This is a genomic window from Kitasatospora sp. NPDC048286 (assembly GCF_043201735.1).
GTDB lineage: Bacteria > Actinomycetota > Actinomycetes > Streptomycetales > Streptomycetaceae > Kitasatospora.
Genome location: NZ_JBICZE010000002.1, coordinates 686,254 through 710,782, shown reverse-complemented (window position 1 = coordinate 710,782; position 24,529 = coordinate 686,254). Strand labels below are relative to the sequence as shown.

The 24,529-nt window shown below is 73.4% G+C and carries 18 protein-coding genes; 8 read left to right on the top strand and 10 right to left on the bottom strand.

Translation table 11 applies throughout. From position 1 onward, the window contains the following. Positions 1–307 precede the first annotated feature (307 nt). Positions 308–601 carry a hypothetical protein gene (locus ACGF13_RS07550; protein WP_392869885.1) on the bottom strand — a complete coding sequence of 98 codons (294 nt, stop codon included), beginning with the start codon at positions 599–601 and terminating at the stop codon, positions 308–310. A 94-nt stretch (positions 602–695) separates the two neighbouring features. Between ACGF13_RS07550 and holA the strand changes: the two genes are divergently transcribed. After that, complete coding sequence (gene holA / locus ACGF13_RS07545; RefSeq protein WP_392869883.1) at positions 696–1,694, top strand: DNA polymerase III subunit delta; 999 nt, start codon at positions 696–698, stop codon at positions 1,692–1,694. A gap of 131 nt (positions 1,695–1,825) precedes the next feature. On the opposite strand, the gene ACGF13_RS07540 is transcribed toward holA, so the two are convergent. Both ACGF13_RS07540 and rpsT read right to left on the bottom strand, forming a co-directional pair. Then, on the bottom strand, positions 1,826–2,683 hold the full coding sequence (locus ACGF13_RS07540; protein ID WP_392869882.1) for a hypothetical protein: 858 nt from the start codon (positions 2,681–2,683) through the stop codon (positions 1,826–1,828). A 262-nt stretch (positions 2,684–2,945) separates the two neighbouring features. After that, the gene (rpsT, locus tag ACGF13_RS07535) at positions 2,946–3,215 is read right to left on the bottom strand and encodes a 30S ribosomal protein S20 (protein ID WP_270147017.1); all 270 of its coding nucleotides are present in this window, start codon (positions 3,213–3,215) and stop codon (positions 2,946–2,948) included. Positions 3,216–3,545: 330 nt separating this feature from the next. On the opposite strand from rpsT, the gene lepA reads away from it, so the two are divergent. Further along, entirely contained in the window at positions 3,546–5,414 is a 1,869-nt protein-coding gene (gene lepA / locus ACGF13_RS07530; RefSeq protein WP_392869880.1) for a translation elongation factor 4, read from the top strand. A 96-nt stretch (positions 5,415–5,510) separates the two neighbouring features. Here lepA and ACGF13_RS07525 read toward each other — a convergent pair whose 3' ends face one another. The 4 genes from ACGF13_RS07525 to ACGF13_RS07510 all read right to left on the bottom strand — a co-directional run bounded on the left by ACGF13_RS07525 (position 5,511) and on the right by ACGF13_RS07510 (position 11,651). Then, on the bottom strand, positions 5,511–6,590 hold the full coding sequence (locus tag ACGF13_RS07525) for an NAD(P)/FAD-dependent oxidoreductase (RefSeq protein ID WP_392869878.1): 1,080 nt from the start codon (positions 6,588–6,590) through the stop codon (positions 5,511–5,513). Positions 6,591–6,678: 88 nt separating this feature from the next. After that, positions 6,679–7,668, bottom strand: a complete 990-nt coding sequence (gene sigJ, locus ACGF13_RS07520; RefSeq protein WP_392869876.1) for an RNA polymerase sigma factor SigJ — start codon at positions 7,666–7,668, stop codon at positions 6,679–6,681. 156 nt (positions 7,669–7,824) lie between these two features. Beyond that, the gene (locus tag ACGF13_RS07515; protein WP_392870124.1) at positions 7,825–9,723 is read right to left on the bottom strand and encodes an ABC transporter ATP-binding protein; all 1,899 of its coding nucleotides are present in this window, start codon (positions 9,721–9,723) and stop codon (positions 7,825–7,827) included. 194 nt (positions 9,724–9,917) lie between these two features. Next, positions 9,918–11,651: an ABC transporter ATP-binding protein gene (locus tag ACGF13_RS07510; protein ID WP_392870121.1), complete on the bottom strand. Its 1,734-nt coding sequence runs from the start codon at positions 11,649–11,651 to the stop codon at positions 9,918–9,920. 312 nt (positions 11,652–11,963) lie between these two features. Here ACGF13_RS07510 and ACGF13_RS07505 point away from each other — a divergent pair, with 312 nt between their 5' ends. Both ACGF13_RS07505 and hemW read left to right on the top strand, forming a co-directional pair. Next, complete coding sequence (locus tag ACGF13_RS07505) at positions 11,964–13,886, top strand: AMP-dependent synthetase/ligase (protein WP_392869874.1); 1,923 nt, start codon at positions 11,964–11,966, stop codon at positions 13,884–13,886. Between the two features lie 58 nt (positions 13,887–13,944). After that, complete coding sequence (hemW, locus tag ACGF13_RS07500) at positions 13,945–15,174, top strand: radical SAM family heme chaperone HemW (RefSeq protein WP_392869872.1); 1,230 nt, start codon at positions 13,945–13,947, stop codon at positions 15,172–15,174. 24 nt (positions 15,175–15,198) lie between these two features. Here the strand turns inward: hemW and ACGF13_RS07495 are convergent, their stop codons facing one another. From ACGF13_RS07495 to htpX, 3 genes are all read right to left on the bottom strand, one after another. Next, on the bottom strand, positions 15,199–16,032 hold the full coding sequence (locus tag ACGF13_RS07495) for a DUF3097 domain-containing protein (protein WP_392869870.1): 834 nt from the start codon (positions 16,030–16,032) through the stop codon (positions 15,199–15,201). Between the two features lie 24 nt (positions 16,033–16,056). Further along, positions 16,057–16,641, bottom strand: coding sequence for a hypothetical protein (locus ACGF13_RS07490; RefSeq protein ID WP_392869868.1), 585 nt, complete (start codon positions 16,639–16,641; stop codon positions 16,057–16,059). A gap of 81 nt (positions 16,642–16,722) precedes the next feature. Beyond that, positions 16,723–17,643 carry a zinc metalloprotease HtpX gene (gene htpX / locus ACGF13_RS07485; protein WP_392869866.1) on the bottom strand — a complete coding sequence of 307 codons (921 nt, stop codon included), beginning with the start codon at positions 17,641–17,643 and terminating at the stop codon, positions 16,723–16,725. A gap of 285 nt (positions 17,644–17,928) precedes the next feature. On the opposite strand from htpX, the gene hrcA reads away from it, so the two are divergent. The 4 genes from hrcA to ACGF13_RS07465 all read left to right on the top strand — a co-directional run bounded on the left by hrcA (position 17,929) and on the right by ACGF13_RS07465 (position 24,380). Beyond that, the gene (gene hrcA, locus ACGF13_RS07480; protein ID WP_392869864.1) at positions 17,929–18,963 is read left to right on the top strand and encodes a heat-inducible transcriptional repressor HrcA; all 1,035 of its coding nucleotides are present in this window, start codon (positions 17,929–17,931) and stop codon (positions 18,961–18,963) included. A 75-nt stretch (positions 18,964–19,038) separates the two neighbouring features. Further along, positions 19,039–20,178: a molecular chaperone DnaJ gene (gene dnaJ / locus ACGF13_RS07475; RefSeq protein WP_387748296.1), complete on the top strand. Its 1,140-nt coding sequence runs from the start codon at positions 19,039–19,041 to the stop codon at positions 20,176–20,178. A gap of 81 nt (positions 20,179–20,259) precedes the next feature. Next, a complete protein-coding gene (locus tag ACGF13_RS07470) occupies positions 20,260–21,009 on the top strand; it encodes a 16S rRNA (uracil(1498)-N(3))-methyltransferase (protein WP_392869862.1) in 750 nt (249 codons plus the stop codon). Positions 21,010–21,116: 107 nt separating this feature from the next. After that, the gene (locus tag ACGF13_RS07465; protein WP_392869860.1) at positions 21,117–24,380 is read left to right on the top strand and encodes a PDZ domain-containing protein; all 3,264 of its coding nucleotides are present in this window, start codon (positions 21,117–21,119) and stop codon (positions 24,378–24,380) included. The last annotated feature ends 149 nt before the right edge of the window (positions 24,381–24,529 follow it).

Below are 24,529 nucleotides of genomic sequence, written 5' to 3'. Positions count from 1 at the left end.
AATAAAAACCCCAAACCCCCCGTGTGAGGCCCCCCCCCCCCCCCCCCCGGGGGGGCGGGGGCCCCCCCCCCCCCCCCGCCCCCGGGGGGGGGGGGGGGCCGGGGCCGGCCCCCCCCCCACGCCGCGAAGAGCCTCATCCCTTGGAGCCCGGGAGGAGCGAGGGGGGCAGAGCGCCGCGGCACTCCGTGGCAGCAGAGGTGAGGGCCCTGGATCCGTGGTTCAGACCGTGCGGGGGAGTGGTCGCCTGGGCGCCCCCGGTTTTCCGCACTTCTGATCCGGAAGGCGCCGGTCACCGGCCCTGCGGCTCTCAGGCGTCCTCGCGCCAGCCCTCGTAGCCGGCCGCGAGGGTGTCGAGGGCGTGGAGCAGTGCGGGCGTCCAGCCGTTCTCCGGGGCTTCGGCCACGATCAGCCACTGGGCGTCCTCGGCGTCGTCCTCGCCTGCGAGCGCGTCGCGGACGACTTCGAGCTCGCCGAGGTCGGGCTGGGCGGCGCCGAGCTCCTCGGCGGCCTCCTCGGCGGCGTCGCGGTCGGGCAGGACGAGCAGTTGCCGGGCGTACGGGTCTTCGACGTCCGGGAGGTCGGTGGTGCGGTTCTCGGTCACCCCGTCATTGTCCAGGTCGGGCCGCCCGCTCCGTCGGGCGGGAGCGCCGGTGGCCCGTCGGGAGTGTCCGCGGACCGTGGGATGCTGGTACGCGATGGCCAGGAAGAGTGCACCCGACGACCTGCTCGCCCCGCTGACCCTCGCGGTCGGCCAGGAGGAGCTGCTGCTGGACCGCGCGGTCGCCCAGGTGGTGGCGGCGGCGAAGGCGGCGGACCCGGACACCGACGTGCGGGACCTGCCGCCCGGTGGCCTGCAGCCGGGCAGTCTGGCGGAGCTGACCACGCCGTCGCTGTTCGCCGAGCGCAAGGTGATCGTGGTCCGGGCCGCGCAGGACCTCCCCGCCGACTCCGTGAAGGAGGTCAAGGCGTACATCGAGGCCCCGGCCGAAGAAGTGATCATGGTGCTGGTGCACGCCGGCGGCGCCAAGGGCAAGGGCCTGCTGGACGCCGGACGCAAGGCCGGCGGGCGCGAGGTGGCCTGCGCCAAGCTGGCCAAGGCGAGCGAGCGGCTGGCCTTCGTCAAGGGAGAGTTCCGCACTCTGGGCCGCTCGGCGACGCCGGAGGCCTGCCAAGCGCTGCTCGACGCGCTCGGCAGCGACCTGCGCGAGTTGGCGGCCGCCTGCCACCAGCTGACCTCGGACGTCGAGGGCACGATCGACGAGACGGTGGTGGCCCGCTACTACAGCGGCCGCGCCGAGGCGACCGGCTTCGAGGTGGCGGACCTGGCCGTCACCGGCCGGGCCGCGGAGGCGCTGGAGCGGCTGCGCTGGGCGCTGGCCGTCGGCCAGCCGCCGACCGGCATCACCTACGCGCTGGCCTCCGGCGTGCGCAGCATCGGTCGGCTGGCGAGCGCCGGGCGGAACATGCGCCCGGGCGACCTGGCGCGCGAGCTGGGCATGCCGCCGTGGAAGGTCGACCGGGTCCGCCAGCAGATGCGCGGCTGGACGGGTGACGGCGTGGCCGCCGCGTTGACCGCGATCGCCCAGGCCGACGCCGCCGTCAAGGGCGGCTCGGACGACCCGGCCTTCGCCCTGGAGCGCGCGGTGGTCGCCGTCGCCCGGGCCTCCCGGGCGGGCTCCCGTCCCGCCTACTGACCGGCCCGCCTGCCGGCGCCGGGGGCGCCCGCCTACCGGCCTGCCCGTCTGCCGACGTCGGAGAGCGGCCGACGCCGGAGAACGGCCGACGTCGGGAAGCGGCCGACGGTACGGCGCAGCGACGCCCGGGCCTACTTCTTCATGGCCCGCACGGCGTCCTGCCCGTCGGACTGGAGGGCGCTGCGCAGCTCCTCCCTGGACGGCGGCTTGCCCTTGCCCTCGGTGTAGCTGGCCGTGTAGTTGATGTAGTAGGTCATCCCGCCGTCGAGGATGTCCAGTTCGGCGTAGACGCTGTGGTACTGGCCCGAGCCGTCGTCCTTGTACAGGAAGTACGCCTCCTCGCCGACCCCCGCGATGTCGGTGACCTGGTAGCCGCGCGCCCGGTAGAGCTCCTTGTTGGCCGCCAGCTCGGGCGCCGGGTTGACCGCCTTGTGCAGGTCGGCGCGCATGTAGAGGTTGGCGTACTCGCTGTCGCTGCCGCCGGTGCGCTTGAGCGACATCGAGCAGTTCATGCTGTCCAGCGCCGGGTGCCGGTCGGTGTGGTGGGTCGGCGCGGAGCTGTCCGAGACGGAGTACGTCTGGAGGAGCTTGGTGGGCTTCCCGGTGGTGCAGAAGTCGTCGGAGAGGTGGTAGCCGCGCAGGCCGCGCGGCGAGGAGTCGCTGCTGACCAGGCCGGGGATCGCCATCACGGCGGCGGCCCAGCCGGCCGAGACGATCACCGCGCCGACGAACGCCCAGACGGCGTTGCGCCGCAGGTTCCCGGTCCTCGCGGGGACGGCTCCCGGGGGCATGCCGGAGACGGGTGCCAGGCCGGGGGCGGTGGGCAGCCCCGGCGGCGGTCCGAAGCCGCCGGCTCCCGCCGGGCCCGGAGCCCCCGGAGCCCCGAGAGCCCCCGGTACGGGCTGCGCGCCCCCGCCCGGCTGCTGCTGCGGCGGGAAGCCGTACCCCGGTCCGTTCTGTGCCGGTGGCGGCGGCGGTGGCGTCGTCATGGAAGTCCCCCTGAACCTGGTGCCGGAGTGCTCCCCGCACCCCGGTCGAACCTGACCGACCCTAGCGGCCGGACCACGAAACGCGACAGGCGCCGCAGTGGCCTCCGGGGAGGAGGCCGACTGCGACGCCTGTCGCACTGCTTCGTTGCACCGCACCCGCGTGGCGAACGCAGGCCGCGTGCGGTGCGAGTCTTGCGCGCCTCGGGGTCCGGGTAGAGGGCCGGTCGACCCGAAGCGGTGGGGGGCACAGCCCCCTGGGGCGTCAGGCCTGGGCGGCCGCGTTGACGCGCTTGGTGATGGCCGACTTCTTGTTGGCGGCCTGGTTGGCGTGGATGACGCCCTTGCTCACGGCCTTGTCCAGCGCCTTGGAGGCGGCGCGGGCCAGCACGGTGGCCTTCTCGGTCTCGCCGGCGGCAGCGGCCTCACGGGCCTTGCGCAGAGCGGTCTTCAGCGAGGACTTGACGGCCTTGTTGCGCAGGCGCGCCTTCTCGTTGGTCTTGTTGCGCTTGATCTGGGACTTGATGTTCGCCACGAAGGAGCCTCAGTCTGTCTGAAAGGTTTGAACGGGGTCACACCCGGCGGCCTTCGGTCCTGCTGAGAGGGCATGCCGAGGCCAGGTGCAGCAGCCCACGCTACCAGGGGCCCGCTGCCCGCCCCAAACCGGCCGCCCGCGGAGGCCCTCTCCCGTCGCCCGGCCGGGGCCGACCGGCACCCCTCCCGCGCCCGACCGGCAGCCCACCCCGTGCTCGTGGGAAGATGGGAGGAACTATTTCGATCGGACGAGACTGTCCGGTCCCCGGGAAAACCGGTCAGCGATGACCCGGACACCCCCGGCCCCGGACCAACGGAGAATCGGACCAAGGTGCCCGCGACCCCCAGCAATGTGCCAGAGCCCAGCCGTACCGACCCGGCGCTGATCCGCAACTTCTGCATCATCGCCCACATCGACCACGGCAAGTCGACGCTCGCAGACCGGATGCTGCAGATCACCGGCGTCGTCGACCCCCGGCAGATGCGTGCCCAGTACCTCGACCGCATGGACATCGAGCGTGAGCGCGGCATCACCATCAAGTCGCAGGCGGTCCGCCTCCCGTGGGCGCCGAAGACCGGGCCGAACGCCGGGGCGACGCACATCCTCAACATGATCGACACCCCCGGCCACGTGGACTTCACGTACGAGGTGTCCCGCTCCCTCGCCGCGTGCGAGGGCACCGTCCTGGTGGTCGACGCGGCCCAGGGCATCGAGGCGCAGACCCTCGCCAACCTGTACCTGGCGCTGGAGAACGACCTCACGATCATCCCGGTCCTCAACAAGATCGACCTGCCGGCCGCCCAGCCGGAGAAGTACGCCGCCGAGATCGCCCACATCATCGGCTGCGACCCCTCCGACGTGCTCCAGGTCAGCGCCAAGACCGGCCTGGGCGTCGAGGACCTGCTCGACCACATCGTCAACACCATCCCGGCCCCGGTCGGCGTCAAGGACGCCCCGGCCCGCGCGATGATCTTCGACTCGGTGTACGACTCCTACCGCGGCGTGGTCACCTACGTCCGTGTCGTGGACGGCCAGCTCACCAAGCGCGAGCGCATCTCGATGATGTCCACCGGCGCCACCCACGAGCTGCTGGAGATCGGTGTCATCTCGCCCGAGCCGAAGGTCGCCGACGGCCTCGGTGTCGGCGAGGTGGGCTACATCATCACCGGTGTGAAGGACGTCCGGCAGTCCAAGGTCGGTGACACGATCACCTCGATGCACAAGGGTGCGACCGAGCCGCTCGGCGGCTACAAGGACCCGCGCCCGATGGTGTTCTCCGGCCTCTACCCGCTGGACGGCTCGGACTACCCGCTGCTGCGTGACGCCCTGGACAAGCTGCGGCTCAACGACGCCGCCCTGGTGTACGAGCCGGAGACCTCGGTCGCGCTCGGCTTCGGCTACCGCTGTGGCTTCCTCGGCCTGCTGCACCTGGAGATCATCCGGGAGCGCCTGGAGCGCGAGTTCAACCTCGACCTGATCTCCACCGCCCCGAACGTGGTCTACCGGGTGATCATGGAGGACGGCACCGAGCACACCGTCACCAACCCGAGCGAGTTCCCGGTCGGCAAGATCGCCGAGGTGTACGAGCCGGTCGTGCGCGGCACCATCCTCGCGCCCAACGAGTTCGTCGGCGCGATCATGGAGCTCTGCCAGTCCCGCCGCGGCAACCTCCAGGGCATGGACTACCTGTCCGAGGACCGGGTCGAGCTGCGCTACACCCTGCCGCTCGCGGAGATCGTCTTCGACTTCTTCGACCAGCTGAAGTCCAAGACCCGCGGCTACGCCTCGCTGGACTACGAGCCCATCGGCGAGCAGACCGCCCAGCTGGTCAAGGTCGACATCCTGCTGCACGGCGACGCGGTGGACGCCTTCTCCGCGATCGTCCACAAGGACAAGGCCTACAACTACGGCGTGATGATGGCGGGCAAGCTCCAGAAGCTCATCCCCCGCCAGCAGTTCGAGGTGCCGATCCAGGCGGCCATCGGCTCCCGGGTGATCGCCCGCGAGACGGTCCGCGCGATCCGCAAGGACGTCCTCGCCAAGTGCTACGGCGGTGACATCTCCCGTAAGCGGAAGCTGCTGGAGAAGCAGAAGGAAGGCAAGAAGCGGATGAAGATGGTCGGCCGCGTGGAGGTCCCGCAGGAGGCCTTCATCGCCGCGCTGTCCACCGACGCCGAGCCGCCGAAGGAGAAGAAGTAACGGCGGCGGGCGGCGACGCGCGCCGGAAGGGCCCGGGCACCCGCCCGGGCCCTTCCGGCGTTTCCGCGGCCGCTCCGCCCGCGCCCGTCCGGCGGGCTACTTCAGGCTGTTGAGCACCACGGTGACGATCGCCGCCTTCGCCAGCCGCCCCGCGGTGCCGGTGAACACGGTGGGCCGCATCGAGTCGTCGGGGCGGACCACCTGGAGCAGCCCGTCCCGCCGGCCGAGGCTCACGCACTGCACCACGTACCGGAACGAGAACGGGTCCGCGGTGCGCCCCGCCAGCAGCTTGCCGAGGTACTGGCCCTGCGGCAGGGCGGTGGCGCAGCCCATCCGCAGGGTGCCGACGCCGGGGACGGTGACGGCGGCGGCGTCGCCGATCACGTGGACGTCCGGGTGGGAGACCGACCGCAGGTGGTCGTCAACCAGGGCCCGGCCGCGTTCGTCCACGGCCAGTCCGGCCTCGGCGGCCAGCGGGTGCGGCTCCAGCGAGGCCGCCCAGACGGTGAGGTCGGCGTCGACCGGGCCGGCGGTGGTGCGCAGCCCGTCCGGGGTGACCTCGGTGACGGTGGCGTTCTCGTGGACGGTCACGCCGAGCCGGGCGAGGACGCGCCGGACGTGGGCCCGGCCCTTGGCCGAGTAGACGCCGCCGACCAGGCCGGAGGCGACGATCCGCACCTGCAGGCCGGGGTGGGCCTCGGCGAGTTCGGTGGCCAGTTCGATGCCGGTGGCGCCGCCGCCGACCACGGCGAGGGTGCCGGGCCGGTCGGTCGCGCCGATCCGGCGGCGCAGTTCGTCGGCGCGCTCCGCCGGGTAGGCGAGCTGTTCGGCGCCGGGGACGCCGTGCCAGGCGGTGCGGCTGCCGAGGGCGTGGACCAGGGTGTCGTAGGTGAGGGTGATGCCGTCGTCCAGCTGGACCTCGTGCGCGGCCAGGTCGAGTCCGACGGCCCGGGCCCGGCGGTGGGTGACCCGGCCGCCGCGGGTGAGTTCGCCGATGGTGGGCCAGTCGCGGCCGCGGCCGGCCGCGGTCTCGTGCTGCCGGATGCGGTGCAGGATCCGCTCCTCGGGGGCGACCAGGGTGACGGCGTGCTGCCGTGCGGCGCCCTTGGCCGCGGTGAGCCCGGCGTAGCCGGCGCCCAGTACGACGATCCGCTGCCCGGTGGTGGTGCTGCTCATCTCGTCCGCCTCCTCGCGAGGGCGCTCCGGTGGAGCGCTGTTCGGGAAGGGGACGACGCGGCCGGCCGGGGTGTGACCGTGACCCGTGTCACAGCTCCACGGCGGGGATGCGGGCGAGCTTCTCGGGGTTGACCACGACGTACGCCTCGGTGATCCGGCCGTCGGCCACGGTGAAGGCGAGGACGCCGCCGACCGCGCCGGTGGCCCGGTCGTACCAGACCAGTCCGGGCTCGCCGTTGACCACCGCGCCGGTGGTGTCCAGGTCGGGGGTGAGCCACTTGGCGACCAGGCCGGCCACCATCCGGGCCACCCGGTCGGCGCCGTGGACCGGGCGGACCCCGGCGCGGACGATGCCGCCGCCGTCGGAGTGCCAGACCACGTCGGGGTCGAGGATCTCCATCAGGGCGAGGATGTCGCCGCGCGTGCTGGCGGCGGCGAAGGCCTCGACGGCCTGGCGGTGTTCGGCCCGGTCGGCCCCGCCGGTGCGCCGGGGGCGCTCCTGCGTCCGGCCGCCGTCGCGGACCCGGCGGCGGGCCCGGGAGGCGAGCTGCCGGGCGGCGTCGGGGGTGCGTTCCAGGGAGGTGCCGATCTCCTCGAAGCCGACCGCGAAGACGTCGTGCAGCACGAAGGCGGCCCGTTCGGCGGGGGTGAGCTGCTCCAGCACGGCGAGCAGGGCGAGCGAGACGGACTCGCCGCGTTCGGCGAGCTCGGCGGGGGAGTCGGGGCCGTCGGCGTAGGTGACGGCCGGTTCGGGCAGCCACTCGCCGTAGTAGGCCTCGCGGCGGGCGCGGGCCGAGCCCAGCTGGTCGTAGCAGAGCCGGGTGACGACGGTGGTGAGGAAGGCGCGCGGGTCGGCGACGGCGGTGCGGTCGGCGGCCTGCCAGCGCAGCCAGGCGTCCTGGAGGACGTCCTCGGCGTCGGTGAACGAGCCGAGCAGCCGGTAGGCGACCGAGCCGAGGTAGCGGCGGTTCGCCTCGAAGGCGTCCGTGCCACCCGGGGCGTCCGGAGTGCCGGGGCCGCCCGGAGCGCCGGAGGAGTCCCGGCCGTCCGGGCCGTCCGGGGCCTGGTCGTCGATCACGGGCCCAAGGTAGCGCGCGGTGCCCGGGGCGTAAACGACCGGGGCGCGCAGGGCCGAAGCGCGACGGCCGAAGCTGGACGGGCCGAAGCGCGGCGGGCCGAAGCGCGGCGGGCCGGGGCGGGAAGTCCCCGCCCCGGCCCGCCGGCTGGTGGGACGTCAGTCCATCTCGACCACGGCCTCGGCGAACTGCGCCTGGTAGAGCCGGGCGTAGGCGCCGTCGGCGGCGATCAGCTCGTCGTGCGAGCCCTGCTCGACGATCGAGCCGTTCTCCATCACCAGGATCACGTCGGCGTCCCGGATGGTGGAGAGCCGGTGGGCGATCACGAAGCTGGTGCGGCCGGTGCGCAGCCGGGCCATGGCCCGCTGGATGAGCACCTCGGTGCGGGTGTCGACGGAGCTGGTCGCCTCGTCCAGGACCAGGATGGACGGCTCGGCGAGGAACGCCCGGGCGATGGTGATCAGCTGCTTCTCGCCGGCGCTGACGCCGGTGCCCTCGTCGTCGATGACGGTGTCGTAGCCGTCCGGCAGGGTGCGCACGAAGCGGTCGACGTGGGCGGCCCTGGCGGCCTCGATGACCTGCTCGCGGGTGGCCGACTCGGCGCCGTAGGCGATGTTGTCGGCGATGCTGCCGCCGAACAGCCAGGTGTCCTGGAGCACCATGCCGATGCCGGAGCGCAGTTCCTCGCGGGACATCGCGGCGATGTCCACGCCGTCGAGGGTGATCCGTCCGGAGCTGACCTCGTAGAACCGCATCAGCAGGTTGACCATGGTGGTCTTGCCGGCGCCGGTGGGGCCGACGATGGCGACGGTCTGGCCGGGTTCGACCTTGAGCGAGAGGTCCTCGATGAGCGGCTTCTCGGGGTCGTAGCGGAAGGACACGTCCTGGAAGACGACCCGGCCGTGCACCACGTCGGGCCGTTCGGGCATGGCCGGCTCGGGGCTCTGCTCGGGGGCGTCCAGCAGCTCGAAGACGCGCTCGGCGGAGGCGACGCCGGACTGCACCAGGTTGGCCATGCTGGCGACCTGGGTGAGCGGCTGGCTGAACTGCCGCGAGTACTGGATGAACGCCTGGACGTCGCCGATGGACAGCGCGCCGCTGGCCACCCGCAGGCCGCCGACGACGGCGACCAGCACGTACTGGAGGTTGCCGATCAGCATCATCGCGGGCTGGATGATGCCGGAGATGAACTGGGCCTTGTAGCTGGCCTGGTAGAGCGCCTCGTTGTGCGCGCGGAAGGTTTCTGCGGACTCCTGCTGGCGCCCGAACGCCTTGACCAGGGTGTGGCCGGTGTACATCTCCTCGATGTGGGCGTTGAGCTGGCCGGTGGACATCCACTGCTGGACGAACTGCGGCTGGGCCCGCTTGCCGACCTTGGTGGCGACGACCACCGAGACCGGCACCGAGACCAGCGCGATCACGGCGAGCAGCGGGGAGATCCAGAACATCATCGCGAGCACGCCGACCACGGTGAGCAGCGAGTTGACGACCTGTCCCAGCGTCTGCTGCATGGACTGGCCGATGTTGTCGATGTCGTTGGTGACCCGGCTGAGCACCTCGCCGCGCGGCTGCTTGTCGAAGTAGCTGAGCGGCAGTCGGGCGAGCTTGGCCTCGACGTCCTGGCGCAGCCGGTAGCCGGCGGCCTGGATGGCCCGGGTGGCGAGCCGGCCCTGGACGATGCCGAAGAGGGCGGAGACGACGTAGATGCCGAGCACCCAGAGCAGGACGGTGCCGATGGCGCCGAAGTCCATGCCCTGGCCGGGGGTGAAGTCGACGGCGGAGAGCAGGTCGGCGACGCCGCCGTCGCCGTGGGCGCGCAGCCCTTCGATGACCTGCTCCTTGGAGGCGCCGGCCGGGAAGCGGGCGCCGATGACGCCGGCGAAGATGAGGTCGGTGGCGTCGCCGAGGATCTTGGGGCCGATGACGGCGCAGCCGATGCCGAGCACGCCGAGGATCAGGACGCCGATCAGGGTGTTGCGTTCGGGGCGCAGCAGGCCGAGGACGCGCTTGCCGGAGCCCTTGAAGTCCATGGACTTCTCGGTGCCCTGGCCGCCCATGAAGCGGCCGGGGCCGGCCGGGCCGCGGCGGGCGGCGGCGGCCTGCGAGTCGCTGGGCAGGTCGGCGGGCTTCGGGGCGTCCTCGGTGAGGGCGGCCTTCTCGGGGGCGGCCGTGGCGGCGTCCGCGGGGTCGTCCGCGGGGGCGGTGGCTCTGGGGGCCGGGCCCTTGTTCAGTTCGGGCTTTCCGGGGCTGGTCACGCCGCCTCCTGCTCGGTGAGCTGGGAGAGCACGATCTCCCGGTACGTCGGGTTGTCGGCCATCAGTTCGTGGTGGGTTCCGGTGCCGACGACGGCGCCCTCGTCGAGGACGATGATCCGGTCGGCGTCGCGGATGGTGGACACGCGCTGGGCGACGATCAGGACGGTGGCGTCGGAGGTCTCGCGGGCGAGGGCCTTGCGGAGCTTGGCGTCGGTGGCGTAGTCCAGCGCGGAGAAGGAGTCGTCGAAGAGGTAGACGGAGGGCCGGCGGACGAGGGTCCGGGCGATGGCCAGGCGTTGGCGCTGGCCGCCGGAGACGTTGCCGCCGCCCTGGGCGATGGGGGCGTCCAGGCCTTCGGGGAGCTTCTCGACGAACTCCTTGGCCTGGGCGATCTCCAGGGCGTGCCAGAGTTCCTCGTCGGTGGCGTCGGGCCGGCCGTAGCGGAGGTTGCTGGCGACGGTGCCGGAGAAGAGGTAGGGCTTCTGCGGGACGATGCCGACGCTCTCGGCGATCGCGGCGGGGGCGAGTTCGCGGACGTCCACGCCGTCGATCAGGACCCGGCCGGAGGTGGTGTCGAAGAGCCGGGGGACGAGGCCGAGCAGGGTGGACTTGCCGCTGCCGGTGGAGCCGATGATGGCGGTGGTCTCGCCGGGGCGGGCGGTGAGGTCGATGCCGCGCAGCACCGAGGCCTCGGCGCCGGGGTAGCGGAAGTCGACGTCGCGCAGTTCCAGGTTGCCGCGGCGTGCCGCCTCGGTGACGGGGGCGGTGGGCGGGGCGACGCTGCTGTGGGTGCCGAGGACCTCTTCGATGCGCTCGGCGCAGACCTCGGCGCGCGGCACCATCATGAACATGAAGGTGGCCATCATGACGCTCATCAGGATCTGCATCAGGTAGGAGAGGAACGCGGTGAGCGCGCCGATCTCCATGGCGCCGCTGTCGATGCGGTGCGCGCCGAACCAGAGCACGGCGACGCTGGAGACGTTCACCACCAGCATGACGGCGGGGAACATGACGGACATCAGCCGGCCGACCTGGCGGGCGACGTCGGTGAGGTCCTCGTTGGCGCCGGCGAAGCGGGCCTGCTCCCGGTCGTCCTTGACGAAGGCGCGGATGACGCGGATGCCGGTGATCTGCTCGCGCAGCACCCGGTTCACGGTGTCGATCCGCTCCTGCATGCTGCGGAACTTGGGGCGCAGCGCGCGGACCAGGAGGAGCACGACGACGCCGAGCGCGGGGATGACGGCGAGCAGCAGGCCGGACAGCGGGACGTCCTGGTTGAGCGCCATGATGATGCCGCCGACGCACATGATCGGCGCGGCGACCATGAGCGTGAAGCTCATCAGGGCGAGCATCTGGACCTGCTGGACGTCGTTGGTGGTGCGGGTGATCAGCGAGGGCGCGCCGAACTGGCCGACCTCGCGGGCGGAGAAGCTCTGCACGCGGTCGAAGACGGCGGCGCGGACGTCGCGGCCGAACGCCATGGCGGTGCGGGCGCCGATGAAGACGGCGCCGATGGAGCACAGGGCCTGGACGACGGTGACGGCGATCATCACCCCGCCGACGCGCAGGATGTAGCCGGTGTCGCCCTTGACCACACCGTCGTCGATGATGTCGGCGTTGAGTGTCGGCAGGTAGAGCGCCGCGAGGGTGGACACCAGCTGGAGCAGCACCAGCAGGGTGATCGGTCGGGAGTACGGGCGCAGGTACGCCCTCAGCAGTCTGATCAGCACTAGCACACTCTTGTCGTCGCCGGTCGGGTTGGCCACCCCTAATTCTGGGTGGTCCATGGTGCCGCGCGGGCCATTCGGCGTGTGGGAACCGGAGGTTTGCCCGGCCTTTGCCCTGCGGCCGGGTGCGGCACGGGGGGTGCGGGGGCGTGCCGTCGGGTGCTGCCCTCTTACGGAATGACCGCTTTCCCCCTAGGCTGCTGATTGCCCCTTTGTTACTGACCGGTACCGCTCAGGTGAACCGGGGCCCGGCGACCGCCCCCCATGGACGCCGCGACAATCCCTCACACGGCCACCCGCCACCGGAGGTCCTCGTTGAGTTCCGCGCAGTCCCTGATCGGCTCCGGCAGGCCCGACCTCGTCGCCGGGCGTCCCGCCTCCGTCGCCCACCTGTTCCTTGAGCGGGTCGCCCTGACCCCGAACGCCGAGGCCTACCGCTACCCCTCGCCCGTGGACGAGCAGGCCGCCGACGGCGCGCCCGGCGCCGAGCAGTGGCGCTCGCTCACCTGGGCCCAGACGGCGACCCGGGTGAAGGCGGTGGCCGCCGGCCTGATGGCGCTCGGCATCCGGCCCGAGGACCGGGTGGCGCTGGCCTCCTCGACGAGGCTCGAGTGGATCGTCGCCGATCTGGGCGCCATGTGCGCGGGCGCCGCGATCACCACCGTCTACCCGAGCACCAACGCGGACGAGACCGCGTTCATCCTCTCCGACTCCGGCTCCCGGGCGATGTTCGCCGAGAACGCGGCCCAGCTGGCCAAGGCCGTCGGGCAGATCGACCGGCTGCCCGAGCTGCGCACCGTGATCCTCTTCGACGCGCCCGCCGAGGCCCCCGAGACCGCCGGCCTCGACCTGATCACCCTCGCCGAGCTGGAGGAGCGCGGCACCCGGTACCTGGCCGAGCACCCGGGCGCGGTGGAGAAGGCCGTCGAAGGGCTCGACAAGGAGCAGCTGGCCACCCTGATCTACACCTCCGGCACCACCGGCCGCCCCAAGGGCGTGCGCCTGGTGCACGACTGCTGGGCGTACGAGGGCCGGGCGCAGGAGGCCAGCGGGCTGCTGGGCCCCGACGACGTCCAGTTCATGTGGCTGCCGCTGTCGCACGTGTTCGGCAAGACGTTGATCTCCGGGCAGATCGCCACCGGGCACGTGATGGCGGTGGACGGCCGGGTGGACCGGATCATCCACAACCTGCCGGCGATCCGGCCGACCATCATGGCCTCGGCGCCGCGCATCTTCGAGAAGGTCTACAACGGCATCGCGGGCAAGGCCCGGGCCGAGGGCGGCGCCAAGTACAAGATCTTCATGTGGGCGGCCAAGGTCGCCCGCGAGCACGCCCGGGTGGTGCAGGAGAACCGGGTCGCCACCGGGACCGACTCCGCCCCGCTGGGCCTGCGGGTGCAGCACGCGCTGGCCGACAAGCTGGTGTACGCGAAGATCCGGGCGGCCTTCGGCGGCCGGCTGCGCGGCGCGGTCTCCGGCAGCGCCGCGCTCGCCCCGGAGATCGGCTACTTCTTCCTCGGCGCCGGGGTGCCGATCCTGGAGGGCTACGGCCTGAGCGAGACCAGCGCCGGCTCCTGCGTCAACCGCGCGGAGGACGTGCGGATCGGCACGGTGGGCCGCCCGCTGCCCGGCACCGAGGTGCGGATCGCCGAGGACGGCGAGATCCTGCTGCGCGGCCCGGGCGTCATGCGCGGCTACCACAATCTGCCGGAGAAGACCGCCGAGGTGCTGGAGCCGGACGGCTGGTTCCACACCGAGGACATCGGCGAGCTCACCCCGGACGGCTTCCTGCGGATCACCGACCGCAAGAAGGACCTGTTCAAGACCTCCGGCGGCAAGTACGTGGCGCCCAGCGAGGTCGAGGGCAAGTTCAAGGCCGTCTGCCCGTTCGTCAGCAACATCCTGGTGATCGGCAACGGCCGCAACTACTGCACCGCGCTGATCGGCCTGGACGAGGCGGTCCTGCTGCCGTGGGCCGCCGAGCACGGCCTGGCCGGCAGGTCCTACGCCGAGCTGGCCGCCGAGCCGGCCGTGCACCAGCTGATCGAGGGCTTCGTCAAGCGGGTCAACGGCGACCTCCAGCGCTGGCAGACGATCAAGAAGTTCCACCTGCTGCCGCGCGACCTCGACATCGAGCACGGCGAGCTCACCCCGAGCCTGAAGATCAAGCGCCCGGTGGTCGAGCGGACCTACGCGGACGCGGTGACCGCGATGTACGCGGGCGCCAACGAGGCCTGAGCACCCCCGCTCCCGTACGGCCCGCCGGTTCGGTCGGGTCGTACGGGACAATGGGCTCATGCCCTCCGCACTCCCCGACGGCGAACCGGTGCCGTCCGACGGTTCCCTGCCCGCGCACGCCCTCGACGGGCTGGGCTCGCGCCCGTTCGGCTTCTACCTGCACGTGCCGTACTGCGCCAGCCGCTGCGGCTACTGCGACTTCAACACGTACACCGCCACCGAGCTGCGCTCCTCCGGGGCGGTCGCCTCGCAGGACACCTACGCGGACAACGTGGTCGCCGAGATCCGCCTGGCCCGGAAGGTGCTGGGGGACACGGACCTCCCGGTGCGGACGGTCTTCCTCGGCGGCGGCACCCCGACCCTGCTGCCCGCCCGCGACCTGGTGAAGATGCTCGCCGCGATCCGCGACGAGTTCGGCCTCGCCGAGGACGCCGAGGTCACCACCGAGGCCAACCCGGAGTCGGTGGACCCGGCGTACCTGGCCGAACTGCGCGAGGGCGGCTACAACCGGCTCTCCTTCGGCATGCAGAGCGCCCGCCCGCACGTGCTGAAGCTGCTCGACCGCCACCACACCCCGGGCCGCCCCGAGGCGTGCGTGGCCGAGGCCCGCGCGGCCGGCTTCGAGCACGTCAACCTCGACCTGATCTACGGCACCCCGGGCGAGTCCGACGACGACTGGCGGGCCTCCCTGGACGCCGCCATCGGCGCCGGGCCCGACCACGTCTCCGCGTACTCGCTGATCGTCGAGGAGGGCACCCGGCTCGCCGCCCGGGTCAAGCGCGGCGAACTGCCGATGATCGACGACGACGTGCACGCCGACCGCTACCTGATCGCCGAGGAGGCGCTGAGCGCCGCCGGCTACTCCTGGTACGAGGTCTCCAACTGGGCCACCACCCCCGAGGGCCGCTGCCGCCACAACGAGCTCTACTGGACCGGCGCCGACTGGTGGGGCGCCGGCCCCGGCGCCCACAGCCACGTCGGCGGCGTCCGCTGGTGGAACGCCAAGCACCCCGCCGCCTACGCCCGGGCCCTCGCCGAGCAGCGCACCCCCGCCCAGGCCCGCGAGCTGCTGGCCGACGAGGACCGCCGCGTCGAGCGCGTCCTGCTCGAACTGCGCCTCGTCGAGGGCGTCCCCCTCGACCTGCTCACCGCCACCGGCCGCGAGTGGGCCGCCCGCCACCTCGCCGACGGCCTCCTCGCCCCCGGCCCCTACGAGCGGGGCCGCGCCGCCCTCACCCTCCGGGGCCGCCTCCTGGCCGACGCGGTGGTACGTGACCTGGTGGACTGACCGAGGTCTATCGTGTTCGCGTGACTACTCCTGGCCCGGAAGGGCCGTGAAGTCGATCAACTCCTCGACCCGGCCCAGGAGTTCGGGCTCCAGGTCCTTGTAGCTGTTCACCTTCGACAGGATGTGCTTCCAGGCCGCCGGGGTGTCCACCGGCCAGCCGAGACGGCGGCAGGTGCCCTCCTTCCAGTCCTCGCCCCTCGGGACGGCGGGCCAGGCGGGGATGCCGACGCTGGCGGGCTTCACGGCCTGCCAGATGTCGATGTAGGGGTGGCCGACGACCAGCACCGAGGCGCCGGTGATCTGGGCGGCGATGCGGTGCTCCTTGGTGCCGGGGAGCAGGTGGTCGACCAGGACGCCGAGGCGCCGTTCCGGGCCGGGGGCGAAGTCGGCGACGATCGCGGGCAGGTCGTCGATGCCGCGCAGGTACTCGACGACCACGCCCTCGATCCGCAGGTCGTCGCCCCAGACCCGCTCGACCAGCTCGGCGTCGTGCCGGCCCTCGACGTAGATCCGGGACTCGCGGGCGACCCGGGCGCGGGCGTTCGGGACGGCGATCGAGCCGGAGGCGGTACGGGCCGGGGTGCGGGGCGCCGCCGGGCCGGCCGGGCGGACCAGGGTGACGACCCGGCCCTCCAGCAGGAAGCCGCGCGGCACCAGCGGGAACACCCGGTGCTTGCCGAACCGGTCCTCCAGGGTGACGGTGAACCCCTCGGCGGTCTTCTCGCAGCGCACCACCGCCCCGCAGAAGCCGCTCGCCGCCTCCTCGACCACCAGGTCCCGCTCGGCGGGCACCTCCGGGGCGGGTTGTTGCTTCTTCCACGGCGGGGTCAGGTCGGGTCCGTACTGGCGGCTGCGCATGGTCGCGAGTCTACGGACGGACCGTCACAGGCCCGGCGCGCCCCAGACCGGGAACCAGCGGCTGAGATCCTTCTCCAGCCGCAGGTCGTTCCCCAGCATCGCGTTGACCTGCAGCTCCAGCGGGCTGTTGCGCCGCTCCCCGCCGCCGGGCATCGGGGCGAAGGGGTAGAACGTCCCCCGCTTGTACAGGTAGACCAGGGCCAGCGACTGCCCCTCGGGGTTGCGGAAGGCCACCAGCGAGCAGAGCAGCTGCGGCCCGAAGCCGTTCGCCTCCAGCTCGCTGTTGACCGCGTGCAGGTCGTTCACCAGCTCCGGCAGCTCCTCGGGCCGGTGCCGGGCGAGCAGCCAGGAGTAGCCGTAGCCGTCCTTGGAGGCCTCCACCGGGACGCCGCCGTGCTCGGTGTCGGCGTCCAGCAGCGCCCTGACCTGCTGCTCGACCTGGACGAAGGCCGCGCCCTCGACGGCGGCGAAGCAGACCGAGCCGAGCCCGGTGGGGGTGAACCCGGCCCCGGCCTCCAGGGTGAGCGCGGCGGACGGCACGCCGAACAGCTGGTCGAGGTCGGGCTTGACGGGCTTGGTGCGGCCGAACAGGGTGTCCAGGAATCCCACGGCGGTCCTTTCGGGACGGAACGGACTGGGACGGGTCGGGACGGAATCGGCTGGGGCGGGTCGGGGCGGGGCGGGTCGGGCTCAGTGCCCGAGCTGCCCGGAGATCCTCGCCAGCTGCTCCAGCCGCTTCTCCAGCGTCGGGTGGGTGGAGAACAGCTGCGAGGCGGTCTCCCGGGCGCTCAGCGCGGGGGCGAAGTAGAAGGCGTTGTACGGCTGCGCCTGGCGCAGGTCCTTGGTGGGGATGGCCGCGATCTGCCCGGTCACCTTGGTGAGCGCCGAGGCCAGGGCGCTGGGCCGGCCGGTGAGCTGGGCGGCGGCCCGGTCCGCGGCCAGTTCGCGGTAGCGGGACAGCAGCCGGGTGAGCAGGAAGCTGATCGCGTAGACGACGATCGACACCAGCGGGATGATCAGCGCCAGGATGGCCGCGTTCTGGTCGTTGTTGTTGCGCCCGCCGCCCATGAACCCGCCGTAGACGGCGATCCGGGTCATCGCCCCGGCGAGGACGCCGAGGAAGCCGGCGATCGTCATCACCGCGACGTCCCGGTGGGCGACGTGCGACAGCTCGTGGGCGAGGACGCCCTCCAGTTCCTCCGGCTCCAGCCGGCGCAGCAGCCCGGTGGTCACGCAGACCACCGCGTTCTGCGGGTTGCGGCCGGTGGCGAAGGCGTTCGGCATGTCGTTGTCGGCGACCGCCACCCGGGGTTTGGGCATGTCGGCGAGGGCGCAGAGCCGGTCGACGGTGCCGTGCAGCTGGGGGAACTGCTCCGGGGACACCTGGCGGGCGCCCATCGCCCGCTCGGTGATCTTGTCGCTGAACCAGAACTGGGCCACGAACAGCCCGCCGGAGATCAGGACGATCAGTGGCCAGGCGCCGCGCAGCAGCGCGATCAGCAGGCCGGTGAAACCGACGTACAGCAGCCCGATCACGAACATCGTCGCGACCATGCGGCCGGTCAGGCCGCGGTCGGGCGCGAAACGGGTGTGCTGGCCCGAGCTCGACATCGCTTGCTCCTCCGTTCGCCGTCGCTTTCGATGCTGCCACCCGGACGGCTTCCCGGCACCACTCCGGCGCCGGGAGGATCGAACCGGCGGGGCCCCGCGGGCCGTGTCCGGAACTGCGGGGAGGATCACCCCGGTCGGGCCGTTCCTGCCACAGGACCCGGGCCGTACACTGGCAGGTACGGTTCTGGCACTCGTACGTTCAGAGTGCCAAGGCCGAGGGCCCCTGGAACGGCCCGCAGCGAGGGACACGGTCGGACGACGTGCGAGGACGGAGGTGCGTGCCCCATGGCCGGTGAGGTCCGCCAGCTGGACGAACGCAAGCTCGCGGTGCTCCGCGCGATCGTGCAGGACTACGTGGGCACCGAGGAGCCGGTCGGCTCCAAGGCCCTGGTGGAGCGGCACAACCTCGGGGTCTCCCCGGCGACCGTCCGCAACGACATGGCGGCGCTGGAGGAGGACGGCTACATCCACCAGCCGCACACCAGCGCCGGCCGCATCCCCACCGACAAGGGGTACCGCCTCTTCGTCGACAAGCTCGCCGAGATCAAGCCGATGACCGCCCCCGAGCGCCGGGCCATCCGGCACTTCCTGGACGGCGCGGTGGACCTGGACGACGTGGTCGCCCGCACCGTGCGGCTGCTCGCCCAGCTCACCCGGCAGGTCGCGGTGGTGCAGTACCCGTCGCTGACGCGTTCCACCGTCCGGCACATCGAGCTGGTGGCGCTGGCCCCGGCCAAGGTGATGCTGGTGCTGATCACCAACACCGGCCGGGTCGAGCAGCGGATGGTCGACTGCCCGGGCCCGGTCGGCGAGACGGTGCTGGCGGACCTTCGGGCCCGGATCAACGCGAGAGCCGTCGCCCGGCGCCTCCCGGAGGTCCCGGAGCTGCTGGAGGAGCTGCCGGCGCAGTTCGAGCAGGCCGACCGGCCGACCGTCAGCACGGTCCTGGCGACGCTGTTCGAGACGCTCGCCGAGCAGAACGAGGAGCGGATCATGCTGGCCGGCACGGCCAACCTGACCCGCTTCGGGCACGACTTCCCGCTCACCATCCAGCCGGTGCTGGAGGCCCTGGAGGAGCAGGTCGTCCTGCTCCGTCTCCTGGGTGAGACCGCGGACGCCGGGATGACGGTCCGGATCGGGCGGGAGATCGCCTACGAGGGGCTGAATTCCACCTCGGTCGTTTCGGTCGGCTACGGTTCGGGCGACGAGAGCGTGGCGAAACTGGGTGTGATCGGTCCGACCCGGATGGACTACCCGGGCACAATGGGGGCGGTGCGAGCGGTGGCGCGGTACGTGGGCCAGATCCTGGCCGAGTCCTAGCAAGGGCCGCCGTCGGGCCTCCGACGGCGGCGTCCAGTCGCAGCACTACTACAGGCGGAACAAGCGGAGCATTTGGTGGCCACGGACTACTACGCGGTACTCGGCGTCCGACGGGATGCGGGGCAGGACGAGATCAAGAAGGCGTTCCGGCGCCTGGCACGCGAACTGCACCCGGACGTCAACCCGGACCCGAAGACGCAGGAGCGGTTCAAGGAGATCAACGCCGCCTACGAGGTGCTCTCCGACCCGCAGAAGCGTCAGGTCTACGACCTCGGCGGGGACCCGCTGTCCCCGGGTGGCGGCGGTGCGGGCGGCTTCGGGGCCGGCGCGGCGGGATTCGGTTTCTCCGACATCATGGACGCCTTCTTCGGCGCCGCGGCCGGCCAGCGCGGCCCGCGCTCGCGCACCCGCCGCGGCCAGGACGCCATGATCCGGCTGGAGATCACCCTGGAGGAGGCCGCCTTCGGCACCACCAAGGAGCTCCAGGTCGACACCGCCGTCACCTGCACCACCTGCAGTGGCGAGGGCGCGGCCCCCGGCACCTCGGCGCAGACCTGTGACATGTGCCGCGGCAAGGGCGAGGTCTCCCAGGTCACCCGGTCCTTCCTGGGCCAGGTCATGACCTCCCGCCCCTGCCCGCAGTGCCAGGGCTTCGGCACCGTCGTGCCGACCCCGTGCCCGGAGTGCGCCGGCGACGGCCGCGTGCGGGCCCGCCGCACCCTGACCGTCAAGATCCCGGCCGGTGTCGACAACGGCACCCGGATCCAGCTGGCCGGCGAGGGCGAGGTCGGCCCCGGCGGCGGCCCGGCCGGCGACCTGTACGTCGAGATCGCCGAGACCACCCACAACATCTTCCAGCGGCGCGGGGACGACCTGCACTGCACCGTCACCATCCCGATGACGGCGGCCGCGCTCGGCACCCAGGTGCCGCTGCAGACCCTGGACGGCCTGGAGGAGGTCGACATCCGGCCCGGCACCCAGTCCGGCCAGTCGATCCCGCTGCACGGCCGGGGCATCACCCACCTGCGCGGCGGCGGCCGGGGCGACCTGATAGTGCACGTCGAGGTGAAGACGCCCAGCAAGCTCGACGCCGAGCAGGAGGAGCTGCTGCGCCGCCTCGCGGTGCTGCGCGGCGAGGAGCGCCCGTCCGGCCAGTTCGCACCGGGCCAGCAGGGCCTCTTCTCCCGGCTGAAGGACGCCTTCAACGGCCGGTAGTCGTCCGTGGAGGGGTGCCGGGGGCCAGGGCCCCCGGCACCCCTTCCGTGTGTCCGTCCCCACTTCTGGAGGTTTTCCGTCATGACCGCGCCCGTCTTCTTCGTCGAGACCGAGCGGATCGCCGCCGCCGCGCCCGGGGCCGTGGTGCGCCTGGACGGCCCGGAGGGGCGGCACGCGGCCGCGGTCAAGCGGCTGGAGCCGGGCGAGGCGGTGACCCTGGCCGACGGGCTGGGGCTCGGCGTGGACGGCACGGTCGCCGCGGTGCTCGGCAAGGACGGGATCGACGTGACGGTCGCCGCCGTACGACGGGAGCCGGAGCCCGCGCCGCGGATCGTGGTCGTCCAGGCGCTGCCCAAGGGCGACCGCGGCGAGCTGGCCGTGGAGACGATGACCGAGGTCGGCGTGGACGTGGTGATCCCGTGGTCCGCCTCGCGCTGCATCACCCAGTGGAAGGGCGAGCGCGGCGCCAAGGCGCTCGCCAAGTGGCGGGCCACCGCCCGGGAGGCCGGCAAGCAGTCCCGCCGGCTGCGCTTCCCCGTGGTCCGGGACGTGATGACCACCCGGCAGCTGGCGCCGGTGCTGCTGGGGGCCGCGTTCGCCGCCGTGCTGCACGAGGAGGGCGCCGAGCCGCTGGCGCACGCCGGCCTGCCGGAGGCCGGGGACATCGTGCTGGTGGTCGGCCCGGAGGGCGGGGTCTCCCCGGAGGAGCTGGCCGCCTTCGCCGAGGCCGGCGCCAAGCCGTACCGGCTGGGCCCCTCGGTGCTGCGCACCTCCACCGCCGGGGTCGCCGCCGGCGCACTGCTGCTGGGGCGTACCGGCCGCTGGTCGTAGCGCGCCCCGGCGCCCTGGTCGCGGCCGTGTGACGGCCGTCCGCGGGCGGCGCCGGGAGTCTGCGGAAAACGGCGCCGACCGTACGCGCGGCTGCCTAGGCTGGCCGGGTGACGGACTCCCTGAGCACCTCCCCGAACAGCTCGGCGGGCGCCTACCTGCGCCATCCCCACCTGCACGGCGACCTGGTCGCCTTCGTCGCCGAGGACGACCTCTGGCTCGCCCCGCTGGACGGCGGCCGGGCCTGGCGGCTGACGGCGGACCACCTGCCGGTCCACCACCCGCGGTTCTCCCCGGACGGGCGTCACCTCGCCTTCACCACCACCCGGGACGGCGCCCCCGAGGTGCACGTGGTGCCCGTGGACGGCGGCCCGTCGCGCCGGCTCACCCACTGGGGCAGTCACCAGACCCGGGTGCTGGGCTGGACGGCCGACGGCCGCCCGATCGCCGTCACCGCCGCCGGCGAGTCGAGCTTCCGCCGCACCTGGGCGCACGCCGTGCCGCTGGACGGCGGCGAGCCGCAGCGGCTGCCGTACGGGCCGGTCGGCGCCCTCGCCTTCGAGCCGGGCGGTGACCGGGTGCTGCTGAACAGCGTCAACGGCCGCGACCCGGCCTGGTGGAAGCGGTACCGGGGCGGGCGGGCCGGCAAGCTGTGGCTCGGCCGGGACGAGTTCGCCCGCGTCCACGCGGAGCTGGACGGGCAGCTGGACTCGCCGCTGTGGGTGGCCGGGCAGGACGGGCGGGACGGCAGGATCGCCTTCCTGTCCGACCACGAGGGCGTCGGCGAGCTGTGGTCCAGCCGCCCGGACGGCACCGACCTGCGCCGCCACACCACCGACCCGGACGGCTTCTACGCCCGGGGCGCCACCACCGACGGCACCCGGGTGGTCTTCCACCGGGCCGGCGACCTCTGGCTGCTGGACGACCTGGCGGGCGCCGAGCCGCGCCGGCTGGACGTCCGCCTCGCCGGTCCGCGGGCCGGGCGCCGCCCCCGCCCGGTGCCCGCCGCGCACTGGCTGGACTCCGTCGCCCCCGACCGCACCGGCCGGGGCAGCGCCGTGGTGGTGCGCGGCAGCGTGCACTGGCTGACCCACCGCGAGGGCCCGGCCCGGGTGCTGGACGAGACCCCCGGCGTGCGCGGGCGCCTGGCCCGGGTGGTGCCCGGCGAGGACGGCGCCCAGGGCGTGCTGTGGGTGACCGACGCCGAGGGCGGGGACGCCCTGGAGTTCGCCCCCGACCTGCACGGCGCCGAGCGCCGCCGGCTGGCCGCGGGGCGGCTCGGCCGGGTCAACTCGCTGACGGTCTCCCCGGACGGCAAGCGGGCCGCGCTCGGCGTGCACGACGGCCGGGTGCTGCTGGTCTCGCTGGCCGACGGCGCCGTGCACGAGCTGGACCGCAGCGCCGACGGCGAGCCCGGCGGGCCCGCCTTCAGCCCGGACTCGGCCTGGCTGGCCTGGTCGCGCCCGGTGCGCGGGATGGGACCGCACTCGCTGCGCCAGATCGTGCTGGCCGACCTGGCCACCCGGACCGTCGGCGAGGTCACCCAGCCGCGCTTCGTGGACACCTCGCCCTCCTTCACCGCGGACGGCCGCTACCTGGCCTTCCTGTCGGTGCGCAACTTCGACCCGGTCTACGACGCCCACGTCTTCGACCTGTCGTTCCCGAACGGCTGCCGTCCCTACCTCGTCACGCTGGCCGCCGACACCCCCTCCCCGTTCGGTCCGCGGCGGGCCGGGCGCCCGCTCGGCGGGGAGGAGGACGAGCCGAAGGCCGGGAAGGCGGACGGCGAGGCGGCGGCGGCCGGTGCCGCGCCGGTGACCAGGGTGGACCTGGACGGCATCGCCGACCGGATCGTCCCCTTCCCGGTCGAGGGCGGCCGCTTCGAGGAGCTGGCCGCCGCCAAGGACGGCGTGCTCTGGACCAGGGCCCCGCTGATGGGCGAACTCGGCGACGAGGCGGCCTCGTTGGACGCCGACCGGCCGCGCCCGGTGCTGGAGCGCTTCGACCTGAGGAAGCGCCGGGTCGAGCAGCTGGTGCACGGCGTGGACGACTTCGCGGTCAGCGCGGACGGCACCCGGGTGGCCGTGCTGGACGAGGGCGAACTGCGGGTCGTCCCGGCCGACCACAAGGGCGGCGACGACGAGGAGACCGCCGTCGACCTCGCCCGGCTGCGGGTGACCGTCGACCCGGCCGCCGAGTGGCGGCAGATGTACGCCGAGAACGGCCGGCTGATGCGGGACAACTTCTGGCGCCCCGACCTCTCCGGCGTCGACTGGGCCGGGGTGCTGGAGCGCTACCGGCCGCTGGTCGAGCGGATCGGCTCGCACGACGAACTGGTCGACCTGCTCTGGGAGGTGCACGGCGAACTCGGCACCTCGCACGCCTACGTGATGCCGTACGGCCGGTACACCGAGCCCGCCCGGCGCCAGGGCCTGCTCGGCGCCGACCTGGTCCGGGACGGCGAGCAGTGGCGGATCGCCCGGATCCTGCCCGGGGAGTCCTCCGACCCCAGGGCCCGCTCGCCGCTGGCCGCGCCCGGCGCCGCGATCCGCCCGGGCGACGCGGTGCTCGCCGTCAACGGCCGCCCGGTGGACCCGGTCACCGGGCCGGCGCCGCTGCTGGCCGGCACCGCCGGGCAGCCGGTCGAGTTGACCGTGGCCGGGAAGGACGGCACCGACCGGCGCCACCCGGTGGTCGTCCCGCTCGCCGACGAGGAGGCGCTGCGCTACCACGACTGGGTGGCCGGGCGGCGGGCCGCGGTGCGCGAGCTGTCCGGCGGGCGGCTGGGCTACCTGCACATCCCCGACATGCAGACGGCCGGCTGGGCCCAGCTGCACCGCGACCTGCGCAGCGAGATGGCCAGGGAGGGCCTGGTCGTCGACGTCCGGGGGAACCGGGGCGGCCACACCTCGCAGCTGGTGATCGAGAAACTGGCCCGCCGGATCATCGGCTGGGACGTCATCCGGGACACCGACCACCCGGTGCCCTACCCGGCGGACGCCCCGCGCGGCCCGGTGGTCGCGCTCGCCGACGAGTTCACCGGCTCGGACGGCGACGTGGTCAACGCCGCCGTCCAGGCGCTCGGGATCGGCCCGGTGGTCGGCACCCGCACCTGGGGCGGGGTGATCGGCATCGACAGCCGCTACCGGCTGGTCGACGGCACCCTGGTCACCCAGCCCAAGTACGCGCTCTGGATGGAGAACTACGGCTGGGGCCTGGAGAACCACGGCGTCGACCCGGACGTCGAGGTACCGTTCGCCCCGCACCACTGGGCGGCCGGGGAGGACCCCCAGCTGGCCGAGGGCGTCCGGCTCGCGCTGGCGGGGCTCGCCGAGACCCCGGCCCGTACGGCGCCGCCGCTGCCCTGGGCGTAGCGGGGCGTCGTCGCGGGGCTCTGTAGCGGGAAACCGGAGTGGGGGGGGGGGGGGGGCCCCGCCCCCCCCCCGGGGGGGGGGGGGGGGGGGGGGGGGGGGGGGGGGGGGGGGGGTTGGGGGGGGGGGGGGGGGGGGGGGGGGGGGGGGGG